Origin of the sequence: Saccharopolyspora oryzae (assembly GCF_027853915.1) — a bacterium.
GTDB classification, from domain to species: domain Bacteria; phylum Actinomycetota; class Actinomycetes; order Mycobacteriales; family Pseudonocardiaceae; genus Saccharopolyspora; species Saccharopolyspora oryzae.
In genome coordinates, this window is sequence record NZ_JAQGLA010000132.1 from 1 (window position 1) to 12,343 (window position 12,343).

Genomic DNA, 12,343 nt, shown 5'->3' on the forward strand with positions numbered 1-12,343 from the left:
CCAGTGCAGCAGCAGGCCGGGTCGGCGACTCCGACCCGGCCCGTCGACGGACAGCTGCCGAACTGACTAGCGCCAGGGCTCGCCGCGGCGGCGGGCCCTGGCCCACCGCTGCCCGTTGCCGACCAGCCGCGACGCCTTGCGCACCACCAAGTTCTGCTGGACCAGGTACCGCTGGTACCGCCAGGGGCTCTGCAGGCCGTGCCGGCCGGCCATCGCGTAGCAGAACTCCTTCGCTCCCCGGTCGGTGTAGCGGTCGGCCCGCTCGAACCAGGCCATGCTGTTGCGCGCGGCGATCTGCGCGGACCGCATCGCCGCGTGGCCCGCTTCGTCGAACTCCTTGACCGCCAAGGCGGTTTCGGGCTGGTCGAGGAGGTACTGCGCGAGCATGATGCCGTCCATGACGGCCAGCCTGGTACCCGATCCCAGCGTGAAGTGCGTGGTGTGCGCGGCATCGCCGATCAGCACCGCGTTGTCGTAGCGCCAGGTCTGGTTGAACACCTGCGCGAACCGCTGCCAGGACGCCGGTTTGCCGCGCGACTGGCTGATCAGCGAGTGCCCGCGCAGCGGGCCGGCGAAGATCTGCTCCAGCAGCCGGCGCATCTCGGCGTCGTCGGCCCGGTCCAGCCCGAGCGCCCGCCACGTGGATTCCGTGCACTCCACGATGAACGTGCTGATCCCGTCGGCGGACGGGTAGGCGTGGAACCAGACCCATCCGGCCGGGGTCTGCTCGAAGTCGACGGTGAACTCGTTGAACACCCGCTCCGTGCCCAACCAGATGTAGGGGTTGTTCCCGTAGTCCACGCGGGTGCCGAACTGCTCCTGGTAGCGCTGCCGGGTGCGGCTGTTGGCGCCGTCGGCCACCACCACCAGGTCGGCGTCGGCGTGCTCGGCCAGGTCCTCCACCGCGGTCTCGTACTGGACCCGCACACCCAGCTCGGCGGCCCGCTCGGCGAGGATCGCCAGCAGCGGGGCCCGGTTGACGCTGTAGCCGTAGCCGGGGAGGTAGGCCTTGTCGACGTCGCGCAGCCCGATGATCTGCTCCTGCCAGAGCTTCGACTCCGCGCGGATGCGGCGGGCGCTCTCCCGGTCGTTGCGGTAGAGCGTGTCCAGCAGGTCCTCCCCGTACACGACGCCCCAGCCGTAGGTGGCACCGGGCGGATCCCGCTCGATCACGGTGATGTCGTGGCCGGCATCGCGCAGCTTCGCCGAGATGGCGAAGTACAAACCCCCGGGACCGGCCCCGATGCACACGATTTTCACAGCAGCACCTCCTGAACGACAGGCGGCCAGCTGCGCAGGCGATCCGGGCGGAGCGCCAATGTCCGCGTGGGAAGTCGATACGCCCTTGTTGTACCCGGCGGCCCGCATGGTCGCACCTGCGCCGCGGCGGGCGAAGTCCCAGGCGTCACAAGGGAAACGGACACCAGTTCGGCTGCTGGCGGCACGCCGAAGCAGTACGCTCGTATCCGCGCATCGTCGTTTCGCCCAGCCACGCGCGGGGAGTTCGGCAGCAAGCGGTCCCCGCCGCATCGGGGCGCGGCAGCCGGGAGTCGACATGAGCAGGTTGACCCAGCCCACCAAACCGGAGAGCAAGTTCGCCGCCTCGCTGCGGCGCCAGGCAGACGAGGTGGACCTGCGATTCCGCCTGGCCGCCGGATTGCGGCGCCAGATCAACAAGGTCTTCCCGTCCAACTGGGGGTTCCTGCTCGGCGAGCTCGCGCTGTACAGCTTCGTCGTGCTGCTGGTGACCGGCACCTACCTCGCCTGGTTCTTCGACCCGTCGATGACCGAGGTGACCTACAACGGGGTGTTCACCAACCTGCGCGGCATCCCCATGTCGCGGGCGTTCGAGAGCACCCTGGACATCTCGTTCAACGTCCGCGGCGGGTTGTTCGCCCGGCAGCTGCACCACTGGTCGGCGCTGGTCTTCATGGCCGCGATCGTCACGCACATGTTCCGGATCTTCTTCACCGGCGCGTTCCGGCGGCCGCGGGAGGTCAACTGGACGATCGGGATCCTGCTGTTCATCACCGGCATGTTCGAGGGCTTCATCGGCTACTCGCTGCCCGACGACCTGCTGTCCGGCACGGGGCTGCGGATCGCCTCCGGGATCGTGCTCTCGATCCCGGTGATCGGGACCTGGGTGCACTGGATCCTGTTCGGCGGGGAGTTCCCGGGCACCGAGATCATCCCGCGTTTCTACATGATCCACATCTTCCTGCTGCCCGGGATCATCACGGGCCTGATCGCGGTTCACCTGGCCGTCGTCTGGTACCAGAAGCACACCCAGTACCCCGGCCGGGGCCGCACCGAGTCCAATGTGGAGGGTGTGCGGATCATGCCCGCGTTCGCGGTCAAGAGCAGCGGGCTGTTCTTCTTGGTCACCGGCGTGCTGGCGATCATGAGCGGGGTGTTCCAGATCAACGCGATCTGGAACTTCGGCCCGTACAACGCCTCGATGATCTCCGCGGCCTCCCAGCCGGACTGGTACATGATCTGGACCGACGGGATGGGCCGGTTGTGGCCGCCGTGGGAGCTCTACCTCGGGCCGTTCACCGTGCCCGCGGTGTTCTTCCCGCTGATCCTGGGTCTCGGCCTGGTGTTCACCATCGCGATCATGTACCCGATGCTGGAGCGCAAGCTCTCCGGCGACGACGCCCACCACAACCTGCTCCAGCGTCCGCGCGACGCTCCGGTGCGCACCTCGCTGGGCATGATGGCGATCGCGTTCTTCGTGGTGGTGCTGCTGTCCGGGGTCAACGACATCATCGCCTTCGTGTTCAGCCTGTCGTTGAACATGACGACTTGGGCCGGCCGGATCGGGGTGCTGCTGGCGCCGCCGATCGCCTACTACGTCACCTACCGGATCTGCCTGAGCCTGCAGCGCTCGGACCGCGAGGTGCTGGAGCACGGGGTGGAGACCGGCATCATCAAGCGGCTGCCGCACGGCGAGTTCATCGAGGTGCACCAGGCGCTGGGACCGGTGGACGAGCACGGCCACCCGCGACCGCTTCCCTACCAGGCCACGCCGGTGCCCAAGAAGATGAACAAGCTCGGTGCGGGCGGGCACTCGGTGCCGGGCAGCCTGCTGATCCCGGACCCGCGGGAGGAGACCGAGGCCCTGCAGGAGACGCGGCGCGAGCAGGCCGAGCAGGAGCGGGCGGCCCGGGCGGGGCGCGAGCCCGAGGTCCGCACGCCACCGCACGAGGAGTGAGCCCGCCTAGAATCCACCGGTGTCCACTAGGGAATTGGTGGTGCTCGGTACCGCGAGCCAAGCGCCCACGCGCACCCGCAACCACAACGGCTACCTGCTGCGCTGGGACGGCGTCGGGTTCCTGTTCGACCCCGGCGAGGGGACGCAGCGGCAGATGATCCACGCGGGCGTCAGCTCGCACGACATCGACCACATCTGCATCAGCCACTTCCACGGCGACCACTGCCTCGGCCTGCCTGGTGTGCTGCAGCGGCTCTCCCTGGACCGGATGCCTCGCCCGGTGCACGCGCACTTCCCCGCCGCCGGCATCGACTTCTTCCGGCGGATGCACCACGCCTCGGCGTTCGAGGAGGTCGCCGAGGTGCGGCAGCGGCCGATCGAGCGCGGCGGTGCGGTGGTCACCGGCGAGTTCGGCACCCTGGAGGCGGTGCCGCTGGACCACCGCATCGAGACGTTCGGCTACCGGCTGGTGGAACCGGACGGCCTGCGAATGCTGCCCGAGCAGCTGGACCGCTTCGGCGTGCGCGGCCCCGACGTCGGCCGCCTGCAGCGGGCGGGATCGCTGCGGGTCGGCGACCGGACGGTGGCGTTGGACCAGGTCAGCGAGCCCCGGCCGGGTCAGCGGTTCGCGTTCGTGATGGACACCCGGCTGTGCGACGGGGTGTTCGAGCTCGCCGACGGCGCGGACGTGCTGGTGATCGAGTCGACGTTCCTGGACCAGGACGCCCGGCTGGCCGACGAGTACGGGCACCTGACCGCGGCGCAGGCGGCGCGGGTCGCCGCCGAGTGCGGCGTCCGGACCCTGGTGCTCACGCACTTCTCCCAGCGCTACCCCGAGCTGCGCCGGTTCCGCGACGAGGCGGCCGCTGTGTTCGACGGGGAGCTCGTGGTCGCCGAGGACCTGATGCGGGTGCCGGTGCCGCCGCGGCGGTGAATAAGCTTGCGGGCGGCTAGCGATCCGTCGGAGGCATGTGTGGTTCGGCAACCGATCCCGGTCATCATCGTCGCCGGGTTCCTCGGCTCCGGGAAGACCAGTCTGCTCAACCACCTGCTGCGCAACCCGCAGGGCGCGCGGATCGGGGTGGTGGTCAACGACTTCGGGAAGATCAACATCGACGCGCTGAGCGTCGCCGGGCAGGTCGACTCGACCGTCTCTCTGGGCAACGGGTGCCTGTGCTGCGCGGTGGACGCCAGCGGCCTGGACGACCTGCTGGCCCGGCTGGCGCGCCCGAGCAGCGACATCGACGTGATCGTGATCGAGTCCAGCGGGCTGGCCGATCCGCGCGGCATGGTCCGGCTGCTGCTCAACAGCACCAACCCCCGGCTCGGCTACGGCGGGCTGGTCGAGGTCGTCGACGCCGCCGAGTTCGAGAGCACCCGGCAGCGCCACCCCGAGCTGGACCAGCACCTGCGCTTCGCCGACCTGGTGCTGCTGAACAAGACCGACCGGGTCGACGACGCCGACCGGCTGCTGGAGCTCGTCCGCGAGCTCTCCGACGGCAAACCCGTGCTGCCGACCACGCACGGCCGCCTCGACCCGGCGCTGCTGTTCGACCCGGAGTCGGTGCGGCAGCGGCGGGAGACCGTCCGGCAGCTGTCCTTCGACGACCTGCTCGCCGACTCCCACGACGACTGCGACGAACACCTGCACACCGCCTACGAGAGCGTCGAGTTCGCCGCCGACCGGCCGGTCGACCCGCGGGCGCTGATGCGGTTCCTGGACTCCCGCCCGGCCGGGATCTACCGGATGAAGGGCCAGGTCCACTTCGGGGTGCCCGGCCACGAGCAGAAGTTCACCCTGCACACCGTCGGCGACTTCCTGCGCTTCCACCGCTCCCGCTGGGCCCGCGACGAGCCGCGCCGCACGCAGCTGGTGGTGATCGGTTCCGGGCTGGACGGCGACCGCGTGCGCGAGGACCTGCACGCGTGCCTGGGCGGACCGGACGAGTCCGACGAGCACAGCATGCTCGACGTCCTGAAGTTCACCAGGTCCTGATCTGCCTTGCCTTCCCCGCACCGGGCGGGCATCCTGCGGGGCGATCAACCTGCGGGGAGGGGCGCATGCGAGGACATCCGGGGCAGGACCCGGCCGGTGCGGAGCTGTTCGCGAAGCTGGCCGGGGTGGACCGCACCAAGCCGAACCCGGCGCGGATGTACGACTACTACCTGGGCGGGGTGCACAACTTCGAGGCGGATCGCGAGGCCGCTGAAGAGGTGCTCGCGATGCTGCCGGAGACGCGCACCTTCGCGCGGGAGAACCGCGCGTTCCTGCAGCGGGTGGTCCGGTACCTGGTCGACGAGGTGGGCATCGACCAGTTCCTCGACCTCGGCTCCGGGATCCCGACCGTCGGCAACGTGCACGAGATCGCCCAGCAGGCGCACCCGGACGCGCGGGTGGTCTACGTCGACCACGAGCCGGTGGCCGTGGCCCAGTCCCAGCGGATGCTCGCGGGCAACGACCGGGCCGCCATCATCCGCGGCGACCTGCGCCACCCCGACCTCGTCCTGCAGCACCCCGACGTGGCGCGCCTGCTGGACCTGTCCCGGCCGGTGGCGGTGCTGATGGTGTCGGTGTTCCCGTTCATCTCCGACGCCGACGACCCGAAGGGCATCATCGCCGCCTACCGGCAGGCCTGCGCCCCGGGCAGCTACCTGGCCCTGTCGCACAGCCTCACCCCGGAGTACTGGCCGGGTGAGGTCTCGCAGGCCATCGAGCTCTACCAGTCCAGCACCCACCCGCTGCACCTGCGCGATCCGGAGCAGGTCGCGGCGCTGTTCGACGGCTACGAGCTGGTCGACCCGGGCGTGGTGTTCACCTCCGCGTGGCGGCCGGAGTCGCCGATCACCGCCGAGCAGGCCGCGGAGAGCCGCGCGGTGGCCGGGCTCGGCGTGCTGCCCGGCTGACCGCCCGCGCCCGTCGTACGGTGGCGCCGACCGGTCTTCCCAGCAGCGAGGAGGCGTGCCCGATGACCAGCGCTGATGTGCTCGTCGATGCGTTCGGCCGGATCCAGGAGGTGGTGCACGACGCCGTCGCCGGACTGGATCCGGACGAGCTGGCTGCCCGGCTGGACCCGGCGGCGAACTCGATCGGCTGGCTGGTCTGGCACCTGAGCCGGGTGCAGGACGACCACGTCGCCGACGTCGCCGAGCTCGAGCAGGTGTGGACCGCGCAGGGCTGGGCGGAGCGGTTCGGGCTGCCGTTCGCCGTCGAGGACATCGGTTACGGCCACGACTCGGACGACGTGGCGGCGGTCCGCGTCGACTCCGCCGAGCTGCTCACCGGCTACTACGACGCGGTGCACGCCCAGACCCTCGAATTCGTGCGGAACCTGACCGACGACGACCTGGCCGAGGTGGTCGACGCCGCGTGGCAGCCGCCGGTCACGCTGGGCGTGCGGCTGGTGAGCGTGATCGGCGACGACCTCCAGCACGCCGGTCAGGCAGCGTTCGTGCGCGGCATCCTCGAACGCGCCGGCTAGCCGGGCGAACCCGGCAGCTCGGCGAGGGCGGCGAGCACCGGTCCGACGGCGTCGTCCGCGGCGATGCGGCCCGCCAGCTCGGCCGCCGCACCGCGGAAGTTCGAAGCACCGGGGGACGTGGTGACGGCGTCGATGCGGGCGGCGAGCGCAGATCCGGTCAACCTCGTGAACGGCAACGGGTCAGGCCCGGTGCCCAATCGGCGCGCCCGGTCCGCCCACAACGGCTGATCGGCGTAGACGGGCACGGCCACACCCGGCACGCCTGCGGAGAAGACCGCACCCGCGGTCCCCGCGCCGCCGTGGTGGACGACCGCCGCCACGCGCGGGAAGAGCCAGTCGTGCGGCACGTCGCCGACGACGAGCACATCGGGGCCCGCCGCCTCCAGACCCGCCCAACCGCGCTGCACGATCGCCCTCCTGCCCCGCACCGCACGTGCCACGACGTCGCTCAGCCAGCCGTCCTGACCCGCAGCCATGCTGCCGAACCCGATCAGCACCGGTGGCTCGCCCGCATCCAGGAAGTCGACCAGCTCCGCCGGTGGCGCCCACCCGGGCGGGATGCGGGGGCGCCAGTAGCCCGCCACGCTCAGGCCGGGCCGCCAGTCCACCGGCCGGGCCAGCACGTGCGGACTCCACCCGTGCAGCACCCGGTTGAGCCGCGGCGCCCGTCGCCGCGCCGGAAGACCCACTGCCGCGCGGGCCCGCCGAGCCGCTGCGTGGAACGGGGTGGCGACAGCCATGGCGACCCGAGCCGAGAACCTGTTGGCCACGCCGCCGAGGTCGCGCGCGGTGTGCAGCAGGATCGGGGGGAACGCCGCCGTGGGTTCCGCCGGCTGCGCGTACAGCCCGATGCTGGGTATCCCGAGCCCCTCGGCGACGTCGTCGGCGAATCGGGCGGTCAGGTTGGGCAGGAGCACGTGATGGCCCGGCGCCGCGTCGACCACCGCGTCGACCGCATCGATCAGATAGGTGGTCAACGCGCGCGCCTGGGCAGCTAGGAATCGGGGTGAACTGCGCCAGCCCCGGGGAAAGGAGCTGATCGTGCGAGCATCCCCCGGCAGCGCGACGAACCCGGCCCCGGCCTCGCGCACGAGCCCGCCGAACTCGGGGTTCGCCGCGATCGTGACCTCGTACCCGGCTGCGATCAGCGCAGGCGCGAGCCCCAGTGCCGGAACGACGTCGCCGCGCGAGCCCAGCGCCACCACCAGCAGCCGCATGCCGCGAGCATGCCAGACGACAACTGGCTCCAGGGCGGGAAACCGCGAGCTGGGCCAATCGCAGGGCGCAGCCCGGGGGTGGCACCGCGGGCGCGGCGTGGCGGACAATCGGCCCATGACCGAGCGGAAACCACCTGGCACCACGTTCGAATCGTGGGTGGACCGGCAGATCCGGACGGCTCAGGAGCGCGGCGACTTCGACGACCTGGCCGGTGCGGGCAAACCGCTTCCCGGCGCGGGTGCGCCCGTCGAGGAGCAGTGGTGGCTCAAGGACTACCTCCGCCGCGAGGGGCTGTCCGGCGAAGCGCTGCTGCCGACACCGCTGCGGCTGCGCAGGGAAGTCGAGCGTCTGCCGGACGCCGTTCGCGAGCTGACCAGCGAACGGGCCGTGCGCGACGCCGCCGGCGACCTCAACCGGCGGATCGTCGAGCACATGCGCGCGCCGTCCGGCCCGCAGGTCGCGATCGGTCTGGTCGACGTCGACGAGCTGGTGGCAGGTTGGCGAACTGCGCGCCAACAGCCGGCGCAGCAACGCGAGGCCGAGCCCGAACCAGCGGAGCCCGCGCCGAAAACCCGCTGGTGGCGCCGTTTTCTGCGATGATCCGTCCCACCTTGTGAGCGGCTTTGACGCTGTTGCCGCTCCGGTGGTTCGATCCATTCCATGGCACTGGGACCGCTGCTCGTGCAGCGTGCGCACATCGACCTGCTCTGGGTCGCGTCGGCGGCGTGTCCGCGCGGTTGAGCGCCCCGCTCCCCCGGACCCGCACCGCGATCTGAGACGGAGATTCGTGCCATGACTTCGGAAATCGCTCGACCTCTTGCGGCCAATTCCTTCGAGACCCGCCCCCTCCAGGACGGCGCCGTCGTCGAGGTGACCGCTCGCTTCATCGTCACCCGCCAGGACCTGGCCGCGCTGGAAAGGGTTTTCACCCGGCAGCCCGACCACACCCGCGCCATCCCGCTCCAGTCCACAGTGGAGTCACCGGCCGCGCCGGAGGTCCCCCGGCTGCGGTCGCTGCCCACCCCGGTGGAGCAGCCGGAACCGGAGCTGCGGATCCTGGTGGCACCGCGGCGGATCGTGCGCGCCGACGGCACCTTCGTGGAGCTGACCCGGCTGGAGTTCGACCTGCTGCTGTTCCTGTGCGAGAACCCCGGCCGGGTGCACCAGCGCACCTCGCTGCTCAACGCGGTGTGGCAGTTCAACAGCACCCCCAGCACCCGGACCGTGGACGTGCACGTGCGCCGCATCCGCGGCAAGATCGGCGGCGACCTGCACCTGATCACCACGGTGCGCGGGGTCGGCTACCGGATGGACCGCCCGGACGCCGTGCAGATCGTGCGGGACTGATCTCCCGGGCATGACCGCGCGCTCGGCGGGTAGCCCGAGGGCATGCCGAAGCGCAGGCGCGAGGACTACGAGCGGGGCTTGCCCGGCTACCACGACCCGCTGGCCGGTGTCGGCGGTGCGCCGTACGGCCGCAGCGCGCTGACGCTGCGGTTGTGGCTGGCCGGGTTCGGACTGGTGTTCTGCACCGGCGCCGCCGTCCTGGTCTTCCTGGCGATCCCGGAGCTGGCCTGGCTGGCCTGGGCGCTCGTGGTGCTGGCGGTGACCGCCGCCATCGACCTCGTGTGGGTCGCGCACCGCAAGCGCCGCGGCGAACCGGGCTGAGCTCGGCGCGTGTCGTGACCAGCGGCGGTGGGTACTGCGGGGGCGTGGATCTCGTCGAGGAGACGCCCTTCCGGTTCCGGATCGAACCGCACGGTCCGATGCGGGTGCCCGGCGTGGTGTTCGCATCGCGGCAGCTGCTGCCGCCGAAGAGCGACGGTTCGCTGGACCAGGTAGTGAACGTGGCCGCCCTGCCGGGCATCGTCGGCGCCTCCTACGCGATGCCCGACATGCACTGGGGCTACGGCTTCCCGATCGGCGGGGTCGCCGCCACCGACGTCGAGGCCGGCGGGGTGGTCTCGCCGGGCGGCGTCGGGTTCGACATCTCCTGCGGGGTGCGGCTGCTGGCCGCCGACCTGGAGCGCTCGGAGTTCCACCGGGTGGCCGAGAAGGTCATGAACGGGCTCAGCCGGGCCACCCCGCGCGGAGCGGGCCGGGGCGCCGTGTGGCAGCTGTCCCGCGACGGCCTCGACCGGCTGCTCGAAGAGGGCTCCCGCTACGCGGTCGAGCGGGGCTGGGGGACGCAGCGCGACCTGGACCGCTGCGAGGACGGTGGCGCGATCGCCGACGCCCAGCCCGGCCGGGTGAGCGTCCGCGCGCGGGACCGCGGGCTCGGCCAGGTCGGCAGCCTCGGTTCGGGCAACCACTTCCTCGAGGTGCAGGCCGTCGACGAGATCTACGACGAGGGCATCGCCGGAGCTTTCGGGCTCCGCCCCGACCAGGTGTGCGTGATGATCCACTGCGGGTCGCGCGGGCTGGGCCACCAGATCTGCACCGACCACGTGCGGCGGATGGACGAGACCATGGCCGACCGCGGGATCTCGGTGCCGGACCGGCAGCTGGCGTGCGCGCCCGTCGACTGCTCGGCGGGCCGGGCCTACCTGGGTGCGATGGCCGCGGCGGCGAACTACGCCCGGGCGAACCGGCACGTGCTCGGCGTGGCCGCCGGCGAGGTCCTGCGGGAGGTGACCGGTCGCGGTCTCGACCTCGTCTACGACATCTCGCACAACCTCGCCAAGCTCGAACAGCACGAGGTCGCCGGACACCGCCGGACGCTGTGCGTGCACCGCAAGGGCGCGACCCGGGCGCTGCCGCCCGGCCACCCGGAGCTCCCGCCGGGGCTGCGGGAAGCCGGGCAACCGGTGCTCATCCCCGGCTCGATGGGCACCGCTTCCTACGTGCTCGCCGGCGTTCCCGGCGGCGACGCGTTCCACTCGACCTGCCACGGCGCAGGCCGCCTGCAGAGCCGCCACCAGGCCGTTCGCACGACCGATGCGCACCAGCTGCGGCGGGAGCTGGAGCGCGACGGCATCGTGGTGCGCGGGAGTTCCGCGCGCGGCCTGGCCGAGGAGGCGCCGACCGCCTACAAGGACGTCGACGCGGTGGTGGCCGTGGCCGAGGGTGCCGGGCTGTGCCGGAAGGTGGCCAGGCTGGTGCCGTTGGGCGTGGTGAAGGGGTGAGCGCCGGGTTCCGCTACCTGCCGCACACCGCCGACATCCGGTTCGAGGCGTGGGGAACCACCCGCGACGAGTGCCTCGCGCAAGCCGCCCGCGCTCTGGTGGACTCCTTCGTCGACAGCTCGGCCGCAGCCCCGGCTCGGACCACGACCGTCGAACTGGACGGCGGGGACGAGCAGGTGCTGCTCGCCGTGCTGGACGAGATCATCTACCGGCTCGACGCCGAGGACACCGTCCCGCAGGACCTCGACGTCCGGACCACACCGGCCGGCATCGCGCTCACGTTGTCCGAAGTGGACACTGATCAGGTGGAGTTCACCGGCGCGACGCCGAAAGCGATCTCCCTGCACGGGTTCTCCTTCGTCCACGACGACGACGGCTGGCGCTGCGCCGTCACCGTGGACGTGTGATCACTGCACGTCGGCGACGAAGCGCAGGTAGCGAGCAGCGGAGCGCTGGACGATCTGGTCCGCACCGGCCGGGATCACCGCGTCCCACCAAGCACCGTAGAGCGCCTCGAAGCGGTACGGCTCCAGGATCCCCGCCGCCCGGCGAACCACGCTCGGCCGCTCGGGGATGAGGTTCGGGTAGCTGTACATGAACGCCACGTGGGTGCGGTCCGGGATGACCTGCACGATGTCGCCGCTGAACAGCGCACCGCCGCCGCTGTCCCAGTGCAGCACCGTGCCGCCCGCGAAGTGCACGCCGAGGTTGATCAGCGTCAGCCCGGGCGCGAGCTGCTCGGTGGTGCCCTCCCACAGCCGGATCGCCGGATCCGGGCGACCGATCCACTGCTGGTCGCTCGCGTGCAAGTGCACCGGCACGTCGAAGACGTGGGCCCACTCGACCATCGTGGTGTAGTAGTGCGGGTGGCTGATCGCGATCCCGTCCAGGCCGCCGAGATCGCCGATGGTCTTGATGATCTCGTCGTCCAAGTAGGACACGCAGTCCCACAGGAAGTTCCCGGCCTCGGTGCGCAGCAGCAGCGCGCGCTGACCGATGGCGAACCGCGGCTCGCAGCCGATGCCCAGCACGTCGCCCTGCTCGCGGATGAGCGCGGTGTGCTCCCCCGCCCGCACCGCCTCCAGGTCGGTCCACTGCTGGCCGTCCAGCGGGACGTACTGGCGTTCGTCCTCGCAGATGGGGCAATCGGATCGCGGCCGGGAGTACTGCGTGCCGCAGGTCGCGCAGATCGGCAGTGGAGTCGCTGACATGGCGGTCGGTCCTCTCGCACGAGTCGCAGACCGCCAGCCTAGCGTTCGCACCTCCCCTGAGCCGGTGGAGAATTCGCGGTGCACGCCGGTTCCCCA

13 protein-coding genes are annotated in these 12,343 nt (G+C 71.4%); 10 read left to right on the top strand and 3 right to left on the bottom strand.

Annotation, left to right across the window (positions count from 1 at the left end):
* Window positions 1–66: 66 nt before the first annotated feature.
* The gene (locus OU415_RS36430; protein ID WP_270954262.1) at window positions 67–1,260 is read right to left on the bottom strand and encodes an FAD-dependent monooxygenase; all 1,194 of its coding nucleotides are present in this window, start codon (window positions 1,258–1,260) and stop codon (window positions 67–69) included.
* Between the two features lie 295 nt (window positions 1,261–1,555).
* Here OU415_RS36430 and qcrB point away from each other — a divergent pair, with 295 nt between their 5' ends.
* From qcrB to OU415_RS36455, 5 genes are all read left to right on the top strand, one after another.
* Window positions 1,556–3,214, top strand: a complete 1,659-nt coding sequence (gene qcrB, locus OU415_RS36435) for a cytochrome bc1 complex cytochrome b subunit (RefSeq protein ID WP_270954264.1) — start codon at window positions 1,556–1,558, stop codon at window positions 3,212–3,214.
* Window positions 3,215–3,233: 19 nt separating this feature from the next.
* Window positions 3,234–4,148: a ribonuclease Z gene (locus OU415_RS36440; protein ID WP_270954265.1), complete on the top strand. Its 915-nt coding sequence runs from the start codon at window positions 3,234–3,236 to the stop codon at window positions 4,146–4,148.
* Between the two features lie 39 nt (window positions 4,149–4,187).
* Window positions 4,188–5,210 carry a CobW family GTP-binding protein gene (locus OU415_RS36445; RefSeq protein ID WP_270954266.1) on the top strand — a complete coding sequence of 341 codons (1,023 nt, stop codon included), beginning with the start codon at window positions 4,188–4,190 and terminating at the stop codon, window positions 5,208–5,210.
* Between the two features lie 65 nt (window positions 5,211–5,275).
* Window positions 5,276–6,118 carry an SAM-dependent methyltransferase gene (locus OU415_RS36450; protein WP_270954267.1) on the top strand — a complete coding sequence of 281 codons (843 nt, stop codon included), beginning with the start codon at window positions 5,276–5,278 and terminating at the stop codon, window positions 6,116–6,118.
* Window positions 6,119–6,180: 62 nt separating this feature from the next.
* Window positions 6,181–6,693, top strand: coding sequence for a mycothiol transferase (locus OU415_RS36455; protein ID WP_270954268.1), 513 nt, complete (start codon window positions 6,181–6,183; stop codon window positions 6,691–6,693).
* Here OU415_RS36455 and OU415_RS36460 read toward each other — a convergent pair.
* On the bottom strand, window positions 6,690–7,910 hold the full coding sequence (locus tag OU415_RS36460; protein WP_270954269.1) for a glycosyltransferase: 1,221 nt from the start codon (window positions 7,908–7,910) through the stop codon (window positions 6,690–6,692). The genes OU415_RS36455 and OU415_RS36460 overlap by 4 nt on opposite strands.
* Before the next feature lie 115 nt (window positions 7,911–8,025).
* Here OU415_RS36460 and OU415_RS36465 point away from each other — a divergent pair, with 115 nt between their 5' ends.
* The 5 genes from OU415_RS36465 to OU415_RS36485 all read left to right on the top strand — a co-directional run bounded on the left by OU415_RS36465 (window position 8,026) and on the right by OU415_RS36485 (window position 11,443).
* Window positions 8,026–8,511 carry a DnaJ family domain-containing protein gene (locus OU415_RS36465; protein WP_270954271.1) on the top strand — a complete coding sequence of 162 codons (486 nt, stop codon included), beginning with the start codon at window positions 8,026–8,028 and terminating at the stop codon, window positions 8,509–8,511.
* 192 nt (window positions 8,512–8,703) lie between these two features.
* Window positions 8,704–9,258, top strand: a complete 555-nt coding sequence (locus OU415_RS36470) for a winged helix-turn-helix domain-containing protein (RefSeq protein WP_270954273.1) — start codon at window positions 8,704–8,706, stop codon at window positions 9,256–9,258.
* A 42-nt stretch (window positions 9,259–9,300) separates the two neighbouring features.
* Complete coding sequence (locus OU415_RS36475; protein WP_270954275.1) at window positions 9,301–9,579, top strand: DUF6343 family protein; 279 nt, start codon at window positions 9,301–9,303, stop codon at window positions 9,577–9,579.
* A gap of 44 nt (window positions 9,580–9,623) precedes the next feature.
* On the top strand, window positions 9,624–11,036 hold the full coding sequence (locus OU415_RS36480; protein ID WP_270954276.1) for an RtcB family protein: 1,413 nt from the start codon (window positions 9,624–9,626) through the stop codon (window positions 11,034–11,036).
* The gene (locus OU415_RS36485) at window positions 11,033–11,443 is read left to right on the top strand and encodes an archease (protein WP_270954277.1); all 411 of its coding nucleotides are present in this window, start codon (window positions 11,033–11,035) and stop codon (window positions 11,441–11,443) included. Before OU415_RS36480 ends, OU415_RS36485 begins: the two co-directional genes overlap by 4 nt.
* On the opposite strand, the gene OU415_RS36490 is transcribed toward OU415_RS36485, so the two are convergent.
* The gene (locus tag OU415_RS36490) at window positions 11,444–12,247 is read right to left on the bottom strand and encodes an MBL fold metallo-hydrolase (protein WP_270954278.1); all 804 of its coding nucleotides are present in this window, start codon (window positions 12,245–12,247) and stop codon (window positions 11,444–11,446) included.
* Between the last annotated feature and the right edge of the window lie 96 nt (window positions 12,248–12,343).